The 17,163-nt window shown below is 61.5% G+C and carries 14 protein-coding genes; 7 read left to right on the top strand and 7 right to left on the bottom strand.

Going from position 1 to position 17,163, the window contains the following annotated elements:
- Both fliG and fliF read right to left on the bottom strand, forming a co-directional pair.
- Nucleotides 1–999 (bottom strand): flagellar motor switch protein FliG, encoded by a 999-nt coding sequence (gene fliG / locus ACE3P0_RS07450; RefSeq protein WP_374401416.1) that lies wholly within the window; start codon nt 997–999, stop codon nt 1–3.
- Nucleotides 986–2,710 carry a flagellar basal-body MS-ring/collar protein FliF gene (fliF, locus tag ACE3P0_RS07455; protein WP_374401418.1) on the bottom strand — a complete coding sequence of 575 codons (1,725 nt, stop codon included), beginning with the start codon at nt 2,708–2,710 and terminating at the stop codon, nt 986–988. The genes fliG and fliF overlap by 14 nt, the downstream gene beginning before the upstream one ends.
- A 183-nt stretch (nt 2,711–2,893) precedes the next feature.
- Here fliF and ACE3P0_RS07460 point away from each other — a divergent pair, with 183 nt between their 5' ends.
- From ACE3P0_RS07460 to fliE, 3 genes are read left to right on the top strand one after another with little or no spacing between them, the layout of a single operon-like run.
- Nucleotides 2,894–4,009: a PAS domain-containing sensor histidine kinase gene (locus tag ACE3P0_RS07460; protein WP_374401420.1), complete on the top strand. Its 1,116-nt coding sequence runs from the start codon at nt 2,894–2,896 to the stop codon at nt 4,007–4,009.
- The gene (locus tag ACE3P0_RS07465; protein WP_374401423.1) at nt 4,006–5,355 is read left to right on the top strand and encodes a sigma-54-dependent transcriptional regulator; all 1,350 of its coding nucleotides are present in this window, start codon (nt 4,006–4,008) and stop codon (nt 5,353–5,355) included. The genes ACE3P0_RS07460 and ACE3P0_RS07465 overlap by 4 nt, the downstream gene beginning before the upstream one ends.
- 45 nt (nt 5,356–5,400) lie before the next feature.
- Complete coding sequence (gene fliE / locus ACE3P0_RS07470) at nt 5,401–5,718, top strand: flagellar hook-basal body complex protein FliE (protein WP_172202983.1); 318 nt, start codon at nt 5,401–5,403, stop codon at nt 5,716–5,718.
- A gap of 88 nt (nt 5,719–5,806) precedes the next feature.
- On the opposite strand, the gene ACE3P0_RS07475 is transcribed toward fliE, so the two are convergent.
- The 5 genes from ACE3P0_RS07475 to zwf form a co-directional block, all read right to left on the bottom strand.
- Nucleotides 5,807–6,661 carry an SHOCT domain-containing protein gene (locus ACE3P0_RS07475; protein WP_374401425.1) on the bottom strand — a complete coding sequence of 285 codons (855 nt, stop codon included), beginning with the start codon at nt 6,659–6,661 and terminating at the stop codon, nt 5,807–5,809.
- 66 nt (nt 6,662–6,727) lie between these two features.
- Nucleotides 6,728–8,377 carry a glucose-6-phosphate isomerase gene (pgi, locus tag ACE3P0_RS07480; protein WP_374401427.1) on the bottom strand — a complete coding sequence of 550 codons (1,650 nt, stop codon included), beginning with the start codon at nt 8,375–8,377 and terminating at the stop codon, nt 6,728–6,730.
- Between the two features lie 112 nt (nt 8,378–8,489).
- A complete protein-coding gene (locus tag ACE3P0_RS07485; RefSeq protein ID WP_374401430.1) occupies nt 8,490–9,473 on the bottom strand; it encodes a glucokinase in 984 nt (327 codons plus the stop codon).
- The gene (pgl, locus tag ACE3P0_RS07490; RefSeq protein ID WP_374401432.1) at nt 9,454–10,155 is read right to left on the bottom strand and encodes a 6-phosphogluconolactonase; all 702 of its coding nucleotides are present in this window, start codon (nt 10,153–10,155) and stop codon (nt 9,454–9,456) included. The genes ACE3P0_RS07485 and pgl overlap by 20 nt, the downstream gene beginning before the upstream one ends.
- Entirely contained in the window at nt 10,155–11,612 is a 1,458-nt protein-coding gene (zwf, locus tag ACE3P0_RS07495) for a glucose-6-phosphate dehydrogenase (protein WP_374401433.1), read from the bottom strand. The genes pgl and zwf overlap by 1 nt, the downstream gene beginning before the upstream one ends.
- A gap of 357 nt (nt 11,613–11,969) precedes the next feature.
- On the opposite strand from zwf, the gene edd reads away from it, so the two are divergent.
- From edd to ACE3P0_RS07515, 4 genes are all read left to right on the top strand, one after another.
- The gene (edd, locus tag ACE3P0_RS07500; protein WP_374401435.1) at nt 11,970–13,793 is read left to right on the top strand and encodes a phosphogluconate dehydratase; all 1,824 of its coding nucleotides are present in this window, start codon (nt 11,970–11,972) and stop codon (nt 13,791–13,793) included.
- A 7-nt stretch (nt 13,794–13,800) separates the two neighbouring features.
- Nucleotides 13,801–14,424 carry a bifunctional 4-hydroxy-2-oxoglutarate aldolase/2-dehydro-3-deoxy-phosphogluconate aldolase gene (eda, locus tag ACE3P0_RS07505; RefSeq protein WP_172202976.1) on the top strand — a complete coding sequence of 208 codons (624 nt, stop codon included), beginning with the start codon at nt 13,801–13,803 and terminating at the stop codon, nt 14,422–14,424.
- Nucleotides 14,425–14,567: 143 nt separating this feature from the next.
- Nucleotides 14,568–15,848 carry a carbohydrate porin gene (locus ACE3P0_RS07510; RefSeq protein WP_206256163.1) on the top strand — a complete coding sequence of 427 codons (1,281 nt, stop codon included), beginning with the start codon at nt 14,568–14,570 and terminating at the stop codon, nt 15,846–15,848.
- A 164-nt stretch (nt 15,849–16,012) separates the two neighbouring features.
- Entirely contained in the window at nt 16,013–17,110 is a 1,098-nt protein-coding gene (locus ACE3P0_RS07515) for an ABC transporter ATP-binding protein (protein ID WP_172202974.1), read from the top strand.
- Nucleotides 17,111–17,163 lie beyond the last annotated feature (53 nt).

The following is a 17,163-nucleotide window of genomic DNA, read 5'->3' on the forward strand; positions in this document are numbered from 1 at the left end:
TTAAACGAAGTCGTCGCCGCCCTTGCCGCCGATGACGATCTGGCCTTCCTCGGCGAGGCGTCGGGCGATCTTGAGGATCTCCTTCTGCGAGGACTCCACTTCGGATAGCCGCACCGGGCCCTTCGATTCCAGATCCTCGCGCAGCATTTCCGCCGCGCGCTGTGACATGTTCTTGAACACCTTCTCGCGCATCTCCGGGTTGGCGCCCTTGAGTGCGATGACCAGTTGGTCGGACTGCACTTCGCGCAGGATCGTCTGGATGCCGCGGTCGTCGACGTCCATCAGGTTGTCGAATACGAACATCTCGTCGAGGATGCGCTGCGCCAGATCCGGGTCGTACTCGCGCACATTGTCGAGGATCGCGGTTTCCGCCGCACTGCCAACAAAGTTGAGGATGTCCGCTGCGTGGCGCACGCCGCCGATCGAGGTCTTCTTCAACTGCGTCGAGCCGGACAGCACACGCGTCAGCGCTTCGTTCAGCTCCTTCAGCGCAGTCGGCTGTACGCCGTCCAGCGTGGCGATGCGCAACAGCACGTCATTGCGCTGGCGTTCGGTGAAGTGCTTGAGGATTTCGCCGGCGTGGTCGAATTCCAGGTGCACCAGAATCGTTGAGATGATCTGCGGGTGTTCGTTCTTGATCAGGTCAGCGGCCGTCGCGGCATCCATCCACTTGAGCGATTCGATGCCCGCCGTGTCCGAGCCCTGCAATACGCGTGAGAGCAGGTTGGCCGCGCGCTCGTCGCCGAGCGCCTTGGTCAGCATGATGCGGATCTTCTCGTCGTCGGCCTGCACCGGCGAGCTCTTCGCGGCGTAGATCGCAACCTCGTTGATCAGCGCTTCGATCACCTCGCGGCCCTGAGGCGTGAGGCGCGTCATCGCAAGACCCAGCTTTTGGACCTCGCGCGGCGACATGTGCTTGAGGATGTCTGCCGCCTCGTCGGGGCCGAGCGTGAGCAGCAGCAGCGCGGCTTTGTTGATTCCTTCGTCAGCGTCGCTCATTCGGCTGGCTCCCCATCCATTCCTTCATCAGCGTGGCGATCACCTTCGGATTCTTCACCGCGATCTCGCGCACCTTCGCGATCTTGCGGTCGAAGCTCATGCGCGCAATCTCTTCCATCCGCACTTCGGGCGGCAGCAACTGGTCGTCCGGCACTTCGCCTTGCTCGTTGAGCGTGACCACGTAGCCTTCCTCCTCTTCTTCGCCGCCTTCTTCGCCACCTTCGGCGCCTTCGGCCACCACCGGCGGCGGCGCAACGGTGCGGACCAGCGGGCGCAGCACGCGCAGCCACAGGAAGGCGGCGACCAAGCCGAGCAGTAGCCAGCGTGCCAGATCCAGCGCCATCGCGCGCAGTTCCGGATCTTTCCACCACGGCAGCTCGTCGCCCTTGCGCAGCGATTCAGTGAAGGGCGCATTCGCCACATTGACCGTGTCGCCCCGGGTTTCGTTGTAACCGACTGCCTCACGCACCAGGTCATTGACCTGTTTCATCTGCGCTTCTGACAGCGGCACTGTGCGAACGTTGCCCTTTGCGTCGCGCTCGCTACGGTGGTTTACCACCACGGCGACAGACAAGCGGCGAACCTGGCCCAGCGCACGCTTGGTGTGCTGCACCGTTTTGTCGAGCTCGTAATTGGTCGTCGAATTCTTGCTCGTCGAGAGTGGTTGCGCCTGATTGGCCGCACCCGGGGTGCCGGGGGCGGCAGGCGTTGTGATCGGCGCCGTGGCGGGCACCGGCGGCTGATTGCTCAGCGCACCCGGCACGCCAGCCGGTGCAGGCTGCATCGTGGTGTTGTCGGAGAGCTGCTGGCTGCGGATCGCCTGGTTGGGCGAGGGGTTCGGCTTGTAGCTCTCGGCCGTCTGCTCCTGTTGATCGAAGTCCACATCGGCCGTGACCTGGGCGCGCAGGTTCGCCTGGCCGACGATCGGCTCCAGGATGCTCTCGATGCGGCGCACGAAGCGGTCTTCCAGTTCGCGCACATATTTGATCTGCGTGGCGTCCAGCCCGCTCGGATCAGCCTTGGTCGTCAGCAGGTTGCCGTTCTGGTCGATCACGCTGACGGCCGAGGCGGTCAGCTGCGGCACCGAAGCGGAAATGAGGTTCACGATGCCGGCGATCTGGCCGTTGTCCAGCGCGCGGCCCGCATGCAGCGTCAGCACGACCGAGGCGGAAGGCTTCTGCTCGTCGCGCAGAAAGGCGGTCTGCTTCGGGATTGCCAGATGCACGCGGGCGTTCTGCACCGCGTTGATCGAACCTATCGTGCGGCCGAGTTCGCCTTCCAGTGCGCGCTGATAGTTAACCTGTTCAAGAAACTGCGAAATGCCGATGCGGTTGCCTTCCATCAGCTCGAAGCCGACCGAGCCGCCCTTGGGCAAGCCCTGGCTCGCCATGCGCAAGCGCAGTTCCGCCGCCTGCTGGGCCGGCACCAGGATCGCCGAACCGTTGTCGGTGACCTTGAAGGGCACGTTCTGCGCCTGCAAGGCGGTGATGATCGCGCCGCCATCCTTCTCGGCCAAGCCGGAGAACAACACCGCGTAGTTCGGTTGCTTGCTCCACAGCCACACGCCGGTGAGCAGCGCAATCGAAACGGCAATCGCCGCGGCGCCAGCAATCTTCTGGCGCGCGGTGAGGCGATTGAAGTTGTCGCGGATCAGCTCAAGCGGCGACGTGGGCGGCGCGGGCTGGTCGGCAGTCAGTTCGGCTTCGGCCATGGTGTTGACCTCTTCTTGGGCGCAAAGGCCCTTTTCTGGATGGGTGCATTGTCTTGCCGCCGTCGCAAGTGCAAAGTCCGTTTAAGCGGCAGTTTTTGCCGCCTATTCGCCGCTTGTTGCCGGTCGCCTGCCGCTAATCTGCGAGCAGGGCCGGGAAAAGGGCCCGAAACGCCGATCCACACCATGCAAGAGACGATCCAGCCACCCCTCGACGCCGCGCAGCTTGCCGAAGCCTTCCGCCAGTTTTCGGAGGCTTCCGCACAGCTCACGCAGGCGTACTCCGGCCTTGAACGTCAGGTCGAACGCCTGAATGAACGACTGACCGGGCTGCTCGCCGCCTTGCCCGCGGGCGTGGTATTGCTCGATGCACAGGGGCGGGTTGAGCAGGTGAACGCCGCCGGCCGCGCCATGCTCAACGATGGCCTGGTCGGCCAGGCGTGGCCCACGGTGTGCGAGACACTGCTTACGCCGACTGAAACCCCGGCCGAGTTCGAAAGCGGCGCGGCCGATTCACCACGCCGCCTCGCCTTGTCGCAGACTGCGGAGGATTCGGCTGGCGGCCGCATCGTGCTGCTGCATGATGTAACCGAGGCCTGGCTGATGCGCCGCAATGTGGCGCGAAACGAACGTCTGGCGGCAATGGGTGAAATGGTCGCGGGCCTCGCGCACCAGCTTCGCACGCCGCTTGCGGCGGCCTTGCTGTACGCCGGCAATCTTGCCGAGCCGACCTTGGCTCCGGCGGATCGCGCGCGTTGCGCCGAACGCACGCTGGATCGCCTGCGTCATCTCGAACGCCTGATTCGCGACATGCTCAGCTTCGCGCGCGGCGAAGCGCTCGGCACCGAGGATTTCGACGTCTGCGAGTTGGTCGCGGAACTTGAACATACGATCGAACCGGTTGCAGCCCGCCGCGCGGTGCGCTTCACAAGCCGTTGTGTCTGCCCAGGCGTGCGCTTCGCGGGCCACCGCAAGGACATCGCGGGCGCGCTGACCAATCTGCTGGAAAACGCCTTGCAGGCGGTCGGCGAGGGCGGCGAAATCAGCCTGCATGCCTCGAACGCCGACGGCCGCGTTCGCTTTGCGGTGAGTGATAACGGCCGCGGTATCGACGCCACACTGCAGGCCCGCCTGTTTGAACCCTTCTTTACCACCCGCGCTGATGGCACCGGCCTGGGCTTGGCTATCGCCCGCGGTGTCGCACGCGCACACGGTGGCGACATCACATTACGATCGAATCCGGGGGAGGGCAGCACCTTCGTGCTGGATCTACCGTTGCCGGTTCGGGAGGACGCAGCATGATCGAAACCCTGCACATTCTGGTTGTCGAGGATGATCCGGACATCCGCGATGCCGTCGCGTTCACGCTGGAAACCGCCGGCCACGCCGTGACGGCCGTGGGCGACGGGCCTGCGGCGCTGGAGGTGCTGGGCAAGCAGGCCTTCAATTTAGTCGTCAGCGATCTGCGCATGCAGCCGATGGATGGCCTGCAGTTGCTGGACGCCATCCGCGCCGGCCACCCGCAATTGCCGGTCATGCTGATGACGGCCTACGGCGATGTCGGCACCGCCGTGGCCGCAATGCGCGCTGGCGCCTGCGACTTCCTGCTCAAGCCTTTCGAGCCTGCCGTGTTGCTCGATCAAGTACGCCGCTACGCGACCGCCACGCCGGACGAATCCGAGATGGTCGCAGAAGACCCGCGCACCCGCGACGTGCTGGCACTTGCCGCACGGGTCGCCGAGACGGATGCGACCGTGCTGCTGACGGGCGAGTCTGGCACCGGTAAGGAAGTCTTTGCCCGCTACATCCATCGCCATTCGCGCCGCGCGAACGGCCCGTTCATTGCGATCAACTGCGCGGCGATCCCGGAAACGCTGCTCGAAGCCACGCTGTTCGGCTACGAGAAGGGCGCCTTCACCGGCGCGCAAACATCGCAGGCGGGCAAATTCGAGCAGGCCGATGGCGGCACGCTGCTGCTCGACGAGATTTCGGAAATGCCCTTGCCGCTGCAAGCCAAGCTGCTCCGCGTGCTGCAGGAACGTGAGGTCGAGCGCGTCGGCGGCAAAAAGCCGGTGTCACTTGATATCCGCGTGCTGGCCACCAGCAACCGCGACATGCTGCGCGAAGTCCAGGGCGGCCGCTTCCGCGAAGACCTCTATTACCGCCTCAACGTGTTCCCGATTGCAATCCCGAGCTTGCGCGAACGCCCGCGCGACATCGCCGCACTGGCCAACCACTTCCTGCACCGCCACGGCGAGCGCATCGGCAAACTCGCACGCCTGTCACCGGAAGCGGCGGTAATTCTTGCCGCCTGGCACTGGCCCGGCAACGTCCGTGAGCTGGAAAACACGCTGCAGCGCGCCGCGATTCTCGCCCGTGGCGAGCTTGTCGAAGCGGCCGACATGCGCTTGTGTCTGCCGCAAGCCGGTGTCGCCACGGCGCCGGAAGTCGCCGCACCACTCACCGCGAGCGCCCCGGAACTGGACGAAAAGCCAAGCAACATGAGGGATCTGGAGAAACAACACATCCTCGACACCTTGAAATCGGTCGGTGGCTCGCGCAAACTCGCCGTCGAAAAGCTCGGCATCTCCGAGCGCACCCTGCGCTACAAGCTCCAGCAATACCGGGCGGAAGGGGCGGACATCTGAATCTGGCATGTAGCTTGCTGGATCAGGTGACGGAAAGGAACAGCCATGGATACGCGCGGCATTGAACAGATGATTGGCCAGATGCGCGCCACTGCAGAAGCAGCGGCGGGCAAACCTGCGTCCGTCGAGGGCGGCGAAGGTGTCGATTTCTCGCAAGTGCTGCAGGGCGCGCTTCAGCAGGTCAGCCAAGCCCAGAACGATGCCAAAGCGATGTCCGAACAGTTCTCAGCCGGAGATCCAAACGTCAATCTGCAGGACGTGATGGTCAACCTGCAGAAGGCCAACCTCTCGTTCCAGCAAATGGTCCAGGTCCGCAACCGCCTGGTTACGGCTTACCAGGACATCATGAACATGCAGGTGTGATTAAACTGATCCGCACCACACAAAAAAACGACGCCGATTGGCGTCGTTTTTGTTTTGCGAAGGGCTCCGGTCGGTGCCGTCCTCAGCCTTACAGATCCTTGATGATCTGGGCGCGCTTCGCCTGGAACTCCGCTTCCGTGATCAGCCCCTGATCGCGTAGGCGCTGCAGTGCCTTAAGCCGGCTTTCCTGCTTCGTGTAGAACGTGTCCGCACTCGGTGCCGCGGCCGCCGGGGCTGCTGCCGCGGTCGCCCCGGTCGCGGCCGGTGCTGTGTCCGGCTGAAGCGTAAGTGCGATCCAGTCGTTACGGACCAAGGTGGCCTGACCTTCCGTTACGCCCGTCAAGTTCACATTCTTGGCAGGGGTGCTGCGTGAGCCGAAGTCGAACTTCGGGTCTTGGCGAGAGCCACTTTGTTTGTCGGCCACAAAATCGGCGTGGTGCATGCCGAGCAGGATGTTCAGCTTCCCATCGGCAAAGAAGATTCGGCCGCAGTTGCCGACGACAGGCGCGACGAGTCCGGTCCACAAGTGCTGACCCGTGCTGACAAACACGAGCTCTTGATCGGGCGTTGCATTCTTCAGGCCGGCCACGATCGCTTGCGACAGCCGTTCCACTTCGCTTTCCGAGAACAGCGGCTTCACGTCCTTGAACGGTATGCCCTGAACCGAAGCGAGCGCTGCGGCGACCTGTTTGACGTTTAGCTGTACCGGGTGGGCGTTAGGTTTTGAGCCGTCTCCGCGGGTCGCAAGGCGAATGAAATCCCATTCGCCCCAAGTCATTTTCTTCTCAGGGCTCTTGGCCCACTCGTTGAGCCGCTTTTCATCGCTCGGGCCGAACAAAGACTGGTCAAACCAGCCAGCCTGAACTGTCGGGGTTACAAGAGTGGCGGTCATCGCCAGTGCAAGTGTCGCCAAGAAGCGCGACTTCATGCGCTTGTGTTGCATCGTGTGAAACTCCTCCAGTTCAGGCTTCAGGCAGCCCTTCGCACCATGCGAAGGGCTGCGCTGGGGTCAGCGGTCGAGCGACAGGCGCGAACGCGCGGTGCCGATCAGGCGCTGGGTCGAAGCGTCGTAGTCTAGCTCACCGCCGCCGCCCTTGAGCGCGCGCTCGATGCCGCTGGCGAGCTGTTTGCCGAGTTCCACACCCCACTGGTCGTAGGAGTTGATACCCCAAACGGCACCCTGTACGAACACCTTGTGCTCGTACAGCGCAATCAACGCGCCAAGATGCGCCGGGTCCAGCTTGTCCAGCAGCATCATGTTGCTCGGGCGGTTACCGTCGAAGGTGCGGTGCTTGACCAGCATGTCAGCGCGTTCGCCGGTGACGCCGGCCTTATCGAGCTCTGCACGCACTTCGTCCGGGGTCTTGCCACGCATCAGCGCTGCGGCTTGCGCAAAGCAGCTCGCGATCAACACCGCGTGATGCTTCGGGTCCATGTCGCTCTGCTCCAGCGCAAGGATGAAATCGAGCGGGATCAGGTGCGTGCCCTGGTGCAGCAGCTGGAAGTAGGCGTGTTGGCCGTTGATGCCTGGCTCGCCCCAGATGATGGGGCCGGTTGCGTAGTCAACCTTGTCGCCTTCGCTGCGCACACCCTTGCCGTTCGACTCCATGTCGAGCTGCTGCAGGTAGGCGGGCAGGCGATGCAGGTTCTGGTTGTACGGCGCGATCACGACAGAGGGCGAGCCGAGGAAGTTTGCGTACCAGACGCCGATCAGGCCGAGCAGCATCGGCAGATTCTTCTCGGCAGGTGCAGTGCGGAAATGCTCATCCATCGCATGGGCGCCGCCCAGCAATGCCTTGAAGTTGTCCGGACCGATCGACAGCACGATAGGCAGGCCGATTGCGGACCACAGCGAGTACCGGCCGCCGACCCAGTCCCAGAAACCGAACATGTTGTCGGTCGAGATCCCGAATTTGCTCACCGCAGCACCGTTGGTCGACACTGCGACGAAGTGCTTGGCGATATCCGCTTCGGACGCGCCCGACGCCAGGAACCAGTCGCGTGCCGTGTGTGCGTTGGTCAGCGTCTCGATCGTGGTAAACGTCTTGGACGCGATGATGAACAGCGTCGTGGCCGGATTTAGCTTGCGCAGCGTCTGAGCGATCTGCGCGCCATCGACGTTCGACACGAAGTGCATCTTGATGCTGTCGTGCGCATAGGGCTTCAGCGCTTCGCAGACCATCAGCGGGCCGAGGTCGGAACCGCCGATGCCGATGTTGACGACGTCGGTAATCGATTCTCCGGAGCGACCTTTCCACGCGCCGCTGCGGACGGTGTCAGCGAACGCAAACATCCGCTCGAGCACTTCGTTCACGCCCGGCATCACGTTCTCACCATCGACCGTGATCGGGGTGTTGCTGCGATTGCGCAGCGCGACGTGAAGCACCGCGCGGTTTTCGGTGCTGTTGATCTTCTCTCCACGGAACATGGCATCGCGGCGGGCTTGCACGCCGGTTTCGTCGGCAAGCTGACGCAGCAGCGCCAGCGTTTCGTCGCTGACACGATTCTTGGAGTAGTCGAGCTGAATCCCGCACGCGTCGGCAACATAACGCTGGGCGCGTGCCGGATCTTCCGAGAACACTTCACGCAGATGCAGTTTCTTCCACTGTTCAGCGTGTTGCGCGAGCGCTTTCCACGCGCCGGTCGAAGAGGGATTCATGGACAACTCCTTATTGATTAGGGGGAGATTGCTGCTGGGCCGGTACTGCGACCGCCCACAAAAATGATACGGCGCGTCGACCAGGGCCGACGCGCCGTCCTGGCTGAGCAGATCAGTGCTGAGCCAGCGCGCGCTCAAGCGCTACCGCGGCGCCGGTAAAGGCAGGGTAGGCGGAGTGGATGACAAATACGGGCACGGTTTCCAGATAAGGCCGGAATCGTCCTTTGTCTTCGAACCGGCTGCGGAACGGCGAACGGTCGAAGAAGTCACCCAGTCGCGGAATGATACCGCCACCGATGAACACGCCTCCCTTGGCACCCAGCGTCAGCGCAAGATTGCCCGCAATTGTGCCCAACATGCCGCAGAACATGTTGACCGAATCCAAAGCGAGTGCATTGGAGCCGTCCAGGGCGCCGTTGGTGATCGCAGGTGCGTCCAGCCTTGGCGAGGGGAGGCCGCGAACGGCAGCGAGCGATTCGTGCAGCGTGACCAAGCCCGGGCCAGAGATCAGACGCTCGGCGGAAACGTGCGGGAAAGTCTCGCGCGCCTTGGCGATCACAGCGGTTTCCTCCGCATTTGTGCCCACCATCGTTACATGCCCGCCTTCACCCTCAAGCGGCAGGTAGCCTTCGGCGGATGGCACCAAACCGGATACGCCCAGGCCGGTACCCGGGCCCAGCACGGCAATGGCGCGGTTCTCTTCGCGCTTGCCGCCGCCAACCTGATGCAACTCGTTGTCGGGCAAGAAGGGCAGGGACAGCGCGAGCGCTGTGAAATCGTTGATGAAGACAAGTCGGGTGAAACCGAGTTGCTGGCGCACGGCGTCGATCGAGAATGCCCAAGTGTGGTTGGTCATCTTGATCCGATCGCCGTCGATCGGGTTTGCAATACCGATCGCACCTGAGGTCGGGCGGTCTCCGCCGACCTCTGCGAGATAGGCCTCGATTGCCTCCGCCGGGCCAGCGTAGTTCGCGCCGGGCAGGGTGCGAATGTCCTCAATCGGCCCGCCCTCAGAGCGGATCAGCGCAAAGCGAGCGTTTGTGCCACCAATGTCGCCGAGGAGGCGAGGATAGGTGCTAGCGGCACCAGAAGACATGACAGGGGACCCTTTCCTGGTTAAGTGCGAATCGAATTGGCAGCCGTTCCACGTCGTGGCCGGCGAGCGCGTCGCCGAGCAGTGACCATTTGGCGGCACCGGTAATGTGGACTGCAATGTTGTGGGCGCGGAGGAGACGCGGCGCTGTAAGCGTGATACGCCACCGCGGCGCCTTGCTGGTGTTTTCGGTTGCAAGGCAGGCGTCACCGGAGGCATCGAATAAGCCTGCGGCGATCTGCGGTGAGCCGGGGAACAGCGACGCGGTGTGGCCGTCTTCGCCCATTCCGAGAATGACAACGTCGAACGGGCAGTCCAGTGCGGCTAACGCCCTGCTGGCGAGTCGCGCACCGACAGATGGAGTGTCCGCCTCGAACTTGAGCGGGATGAAGCGTGCCACGCTGGCCTTGTCGGCAAGGAGGTGCTTACGCACGAGAAGTTCGTTGCTGTCGGCATGGTCCGTTGCAACCCAGCGCTCGTCTGCAAGCGTGACGGTGACCTTGTTCCAGTCGAGATCAAGAGTCCGGAGTTGCTCAAAGAATCCGAGCGGCGTCTTGCCGCCGGACACAACCATGCTCGCGTGGCCGCGTTGGGAGATCCCATCACACAGGCGTGCGCCAACCCAGTGTGCGAGCGTGGCGTCAAGAGCGCTTGCTGATTGATAGGCGTGGACTTGTAGCGCCATCAGATCTCCTCGTGCCAGGCATGGCCGTTACGTCCAAGCAAGGCGCTTGAAGCCGCCGGGCCCCATGTTCCAGCTGTGTAGGACTTGGGTTTTTCGCCGCTCTCGGCCCATGCATTGATGATCGGCTCCACCCAACGCCAAGCGGCCTCCTGTTCGTCGCGTCGTACAAACAGGGTTAGGTTGCCCAACATTGCATCCATAAGTAGGCGCTCATAGGCCTCAAGTTGACGCGTCTTGAACGTTTCCGAGAAGTCCATGTCCAGCGCGACCTCACCCAGCCGCATGGTGTTGCCGGGTTGTTTGGCCAGCAGATGCAGATGCACTGTTTCGTCGGGCTGCATCTGGATAACCAGGCGATTTACCGGTCGGCCGACATAGCAGGTGTCGAAAATGCAGTGAGGGATCGGCTTGAAATTGATGACGATCTCGGCAAGCTTCTCCTGCATTCGCTTGCCGGTCCTGAGGTAGAAGGGCACGCCCGCCCAACGCCAAGATCCGATTTCAGCCTTGATTGCGACGAAGGTCTCTGTGCTGCTGTCTGCAGCGATGCCCGACTCTTCGAGATAGCCCTTCACCGGTTGACCGCTCACCGCTCCCGCGCGGTATTGCCCTCGCACGGTGTTATTGGCCACCGCCGCGCCGGTAATGGGCTTCAGCGCACGGAGCACCTTGAGCTTTTCGTCACGTACTGCGTCCGGCTCAAGTGAGGCCGGTGGCTCCATGGCGGTGATGCAGAGCAACTGCAGCAGATGGTTCTGCACCATGTCACGCATTGCGCCGGTCTTCTCGTAGAACTCGCCACGCGATTCCACGCCCAGCTGCTCGGCCACTGTGATCTGCACGTCGCGCACCCACTGGCCGCGCCATAGCGGCTCCAGCAATACGTTTCCGAAGCGCAGCGCAAGCAGGTTCTGAACCGGTTCCTTGCCCAAGTAATGGTCAATGCGAAAGATCTGCTTCTCACCGAAGTACTGGCCCACCTCGTCGTTGATGGCCTTGTTGGAGGCCAGATCCGTTCCGAGTGGCTTTTCGAGGATGACGCGGCTTTCAGGCGTGATCAGGCCTGCATCGGCAAGGTTGCGACAGGTGGGGGTGAAAAGCTGAGGTGCGGTGGATAGATAGTAGACGCACGGCCGAGCCGACTTCCCGATCAGCTCGGCCAGTCCCTTGAACGAATCCGGTTGGGTGGCGTCGGCCGAACGATAGTCGATGCGCTCCGCAAATGTCTGCCAGGTTGCCTCATCGTAAGCGCTGCCGAGAAATGCGCTGGCCTGCGAATGCATGCGCTCACGGAATCCGTCGCGTGTTAACGCACTGCGAGCAACACCGATGATGCGGACGTCCGGCGACAGCACTCCATCTTGATGGAGGTGATAGAGCGCGGGGACGAGTTTCCGCATCACCAGATCCCCGGTCGCGCCGAAGAGCACTACGTCAAGCGCTGGAATCTGAGACATGTGTTCGGTCCTTTTGCCTGAGCTCGTTCGCGCTGTGCGACGAAGAAGGCGTTGCAATGTTTGCGAAAGTATAAGAAGTAAAACTACAAGCTTTCAAGGAACTGCCTTGGTGCGCTGATCACTCGGATGGTGCGGCACCGCTTGGTGGTCAAGAGGTGTTGCTTTGTAGCAACAAAAAAATGCCGAGGCAGGATTTTGAAAAGTCTTTATTAATCAATGGTTAGTGCGTTTTGTGGGGGTGCGGGGCTTGGGTTAGATCAACATCTTGTATCGGCGCATCAGTGGTTTCTTGTTTTTGGTTTGTAGCATTACTACAATCCGCCGCAAACGTAGTTCGAAACACTTGAACACAAGTACATGACACTCCATCCGAAAATCGTCGAGATCACCGAGCGGGTTCGCCAGCGTAGCGCTGCCACCCGTGCGGCTTATCTTGCGCGCGTTTCCGCGGCACCCGCGGCGACGAATCGGTCCGAGTTGTCATGTACGAACCTTGCGCATGCATTTGCCGCTTCGCCGGCTCAAGACAAGCTAGCGATCCGCGAGCTTCGCAGTCCGAACCTCGCAATCGTCACCGCCTACAACGACATGCTGTCGGCGCATCAGCCATTGCGTGACTATCCGGAGTGGTTGAAAGAAGCTGCGCGCTCGGTCGGCGCTACGGCGCAAGTGGCGGGCGGTGTGCCTGCGATGTGTGACGGTGTCACGCAGGGGCAGCCGGGCATGGAGCTGTCACTGTTTTCGCGGGACGTCATCGCCATGGCGACTGCTGTCTCGCTGTCGCACAACATGTTTGATGCAGCGCTCTATCTGGGCGTCTGCGACAAGATTGTGCCCGGCCTGTTGATCGGAGCTTTGTCGTTCGGACACCTGCCGGCCGTGTTTGTGCCGGCTGGTCCGATGCCAAGTGGTATCACGAACGATGAAAAGGCCAAGGTTCGCCAGTTGCACGCCGCGGGGCAGATTGGCTCGGATGCGTTGCTTGAGGCTGAATCCAAGGCTTATCACTCAGCCGGTACCTGCACGTTCTACGGAACCGCCAACAGCAATCAGATGTTGATGGAGGTTCTCGGTCTTCATCTCCCGGGTGCCGCATTTGTGCCGCCGGGCACCGCGCTGCGCTATGCCTTGACCCAAGAGGCCGCACGTCAAGCCGTTGCAATATCGCGGCAGGGCGGCGCCTACACGCCGGTCGGCCAAATGATCGATGAGCGTTCGATCATCAATGCGATCGTTGGCCTGCTTGCGACCGGCGGCTCGACCAATCACACCTTGCACCTCGTTGCGATTGCGCGTGCCGCGGGTGTGATCATTGACTGGGACGATTTCGATGCGCTGTCCGCGGTCGTGCCACTGCTTGCTCGTGTGTATCCGAACGGCGCTGCCGATGTGAACCAATTCCATCGTGCCGGTGGAATGGCCTTCCTTATTCGCGAATTGCTCGCTGCGGGCTTGCTGCACGACGACGTTCAGACGGTCATGGGCGTTGGTTTGTCCCGTTACGCTCAGAGTCCGGCGCTGTCCTCGGATGGGCGCTTGGTCTGGGTGGATGCTCCATCCGAGAGTGGTGACGCTGGGATTCTTCGGCCGGCATCAGAGCCGTTCAGCCACGACGGCGGGCTCAAGGTTCTGCAAGGCAACCTTGGGCGCTCAGTCATCAAGGTTTCGGCCGTCAAACCCCAGCATCGCGTGGTGGAAGCGCCTGCGCGCGTGTTTGAAAGTCAGAACGCGATGCTCGACGCAGCCAAGCGGGGCGAACTGGATCGTGACGTTGTTGTCGTTGTGCGCTTCCAAGGACCTCGCGCAAACGGTATGCCTGAGCTTCACAAGCTCACGCCGACGCTGGCGAACATACAGGACAAGGGCTTCAAAGTTGCACTGGTGACTGACGGCCGCATGTCGGGGGCGTCCGGGAAGATTCCCGCGGCAATCCACCTGACGCCGGAAGCATTGGCGGGCGGCGAAATTGCGAAGCTTCGTGATGGTGACGTGATTCGCCTGGATGCCGAAACTGGCCGGCTGGAAGCTGTTCTTGCTGAAGCCGACCTCCGTGCTCGCACGGCAGTGTCGCCAGATATTCGCGCGAACGAGTGGGGCATGGGGCGTGAGCTCTTCGGTGTCTTCCGCAACGCGGTAGGCGGAGCCGAGCTCGGCGGCAGCGTCTTCGAAACTTTTCACTGAGATACAGATGAACCTACAAGACGTTCTTCGCATTGGGCCGGTTATGCCGGTTATCGTGATCCGGAACCTGGATCACGCGGCACCGTTGGCTCGCGCGTTGGCACGCGGTGGCATTCGCGTATTTGAAGTAACACTTCGGACGGACGTTGCGCTGGATGCCGTGAAGGCGATGCGCGATGCAGTGCCTGATGCGATCGTAGGTGTGGGCACAGTGACGCGTCCCGCTGATCTTGAGTCGGCTGTGTCGGCAGGTGCGATGTTCGCTGTGAGCCCCGGTTTGACCCGTGAATTGGCGGAGGCCGCGGTTGGTCCGGCCTTGCCGCTCCTGCCGGGAGTGATGACGCCCGCCGAGTTGATGATTGCTCGCGACATGGGTTTTGACGCACTCAAATTCTTCCCCGCCCGTGAGGCCGGTGGAATCGGAATGTTGCGAGCTTTGGGCGGCCCTTTCCCCGATGTCGTTTTTTGCCCGACAGGCGGGATCACTTATGAGACGGCGTCTAGCTACTTGGAACTGCCAAACGTTGCTTGCGTTGGTGGGAGCTGGCTCGCGCCGATCGACATGATGGAGCGGGGCGACTGGGATGGAATTACGCGGTTGGCCGAACAGGCAGCCGCACTGCGCTCGTAGTCCTGAGGCTGCTGGCGCGGTATCGAGACGCCCGAAGAACACATTCGTGCGCTCAATTGGAGTGGTCTAAGTTTTTTGCAGTGCAGTTTTTTCGTAACGGCAGATCTTTAGGTTTGCCATTTACAAACCACAGGAGAGGTGACATGAACTTCAAACTCAGCGCAATCGCTGCCGCAGTCGCGGCCGCTACGCTGTCTGCCGGCGCTGGCGCCGCTGCAGTTGATTTCCACGGCTATGCACGTAGCGGCGTCGGCTCGTCGGTCGACGGCGGTTCGATGGTTTGCTACTGGGGCCCGAGCGGTCTCGGCCACTTCCGTCTTGGTAACGAGTGCGACACCTACTTCGAACTCGCTTTCGACGCCAACCTGGCTGAGAAGGGTGAAACCAAGTTCAACATCCACACCATGATTGCTGGTGGTACGCAGCAGCTGAACGACTGGGAAGAATCCACTCCGTCGTGGCGCCAAATGTGGGCTGAAGCAACCAACGTTGGTTCTGGCCCGCTCGCTACCGCCAACATCTGGGCTGGTAAGCGTTACTACAAGCGCCAAGACATCCACATGACGGACTTCTTCTACAACGCCGTCACCGGTCCGGGTGCTGGTCTTGAGAACGTTGATGTGGGCTTCGGTAAGCTGTCGTACGCTTACATGCGCACGGGCGATATGGACTGGAGCGGTGCGGGCGGCTTCAAGCCGAACTACGCTGATGGTGGTGCCAAGTCTGTGACCACCCACGATCTGCGCCTCGAAGGTGTTCAGCTTGGCGGCTTTGGCTCTCTGGACTTCATCGCGGATATCGTGTCGCCGAACTCGCGTGAGAACAGTGATGGCAAAAAGAACGAATCCGCCAGCGGCTACGCGTTGACGGCCCAGCACACCATCGGTGTTTTGGGTGGCTTCAACCGTGCTGTGATCCAGATCGCGCAAGATGGCGCCAATCTGGACGGCACCGCGAAGTGGTGGTCGTCGGATACCTACGAGTCTGAAGGCTGGCGCTTCCTTGATCACCTGGTGTTTGACGCGGGTGCGTGGAATGGCTCGGCCACTTTCGGCTATCAAGTGACCAACGAGAACAAGGGCAAGGACACCACGGGTTGGAACCTCGGTGGCCGCGTTTGGTACCACTTCAACGATCTGTACTCGGTGGGTGGCGAAGTTGGTCACGATTCCGCCAAGACCGACGGTCAAGAAGAGCGTTCGATGAACAAGCTCACCCTGGCTGGTCAGATCAGCGCGGGCAAGAGCTTCTGGGCACGTCCGGCAATTCGCGCTTATTACACCTACGCGAACTGGAACGATGCCATGAAGAACTCTGGCTACCATGGTTGCACCGGTCGTGACTGTGGCGTTGGTGTCGAGAACGGCAAGGACTTTGCGAGCAACGGCAGCACCTACGGCGTTCAGTTCGAAGCTTGGTGGTAAGAATCGGACGGCAGCTCAGTTGAGCTGACTGTTTGAATCACTCCCCGGGCTTCGGTCCGGGGAGTCTTGAGATTTCATTTGGGATGCGCGTTGCGTCCATCGTTGTCGGCAGCATGTGTTGCCGTATGGGTCCGATTTGACCCACTGTAACCGGAGAGATTTAGATGGCTGGACTGGTACTCAAGGGCATCAAGAAGTCGTACGGAGATGTGCAGACGCTCCACGGCATCGATCTGGAGATCCAGGACGGCGAGTTCATTGTTTTTGTCGGTCCGTCCGGCTGTGGCAAGTCGACGCTTTTGCGGTCGATTGCTGGTCTTGAGGACATCAGCGCTGGCGAGCTTTATATCGGCTCGAAGCGCGTCAACGACGAGCCGCCCTCGAAGCGCGGCGTCGCGATGGTGTTCCAGAGCTATGCGCTTTATCCCCACATGTCTGTGGAAGAGAACATGGCGTTCGCACTGAAACTCGCGGGTGCCTCCAAGGATGACACCAAGGCGGCTGTCGATCGTGCTGCCAAGATTCTCCAGATTGAACATCTGCTCGAGCGCAAACCGAAGGCGCTCTCCGGTGGTCAGCGTCAGCGCGTGGCGATTGGCCGCGCGATCGTGCGCAAGCCGGATGTCTTCCTCTTTGACGAGCCGTTGTCGAACCTGGATGCCGCGTTGCGCGTGCAGATGCGTGTTGAGCTTTCGAAGCTCCACTCTGAGCTCAAGGCAACGATGATCTACGTCACCCACGATCAGGTTGAGGCGATGACGCTTGCGAACCGCATCGTGGTGCTGTCGGCAGGGCGCATTGAGCAGGTTGGCGCGCCGCTTGAGCTCTATCACCGCCCAGCAAATCTCTTCGTGGCAGGCTTTATCGGCTCCCCGAAGATGAACTTCGTTCATGGTCAGCTTGTGTCGGCTGACGAGAAAGTTGCTCAGATCAAGCTCAAGAGCGGCGCTGTGGTCAAGGCAGCCGTCGACGCTCGCCGCTTGAAGCCGGGTGCACCGGTGACTTTCGGTGTTCGTCCGGAACATGCCTCGATCGATGTCGAGCCTGGTGACAGCACGATGGCTGGAAAGATCCAGGTTGTCGAACGTCTTGGCGATACCACGTATTTCTATCTGGAAGTCGCTGGCTGTGATTCGCCGTTCATCGTGCGGGCGCCTGGTGACAAGCACGCGAAAGTGGGCGAGAACATCGTGGTGGGGCTGCCGCTGCAGCGCTGCTATGCATTTGACGAAAAAGGGCAGGCTTGCCCGGTGACCTGGTAACCAGGCGCCAATAGCCAAAAATAAAAATATAAAAGATTTATCCGGCATCCGTA

This window comes from Niveibacterium sp., assembly GCF_041909475.1.
Lineage (GTDB): Bacteria > Pseudomonadota > Gammaproteobacteria > Burkholderiales > Rhodocyclaceae > Niveibacterium.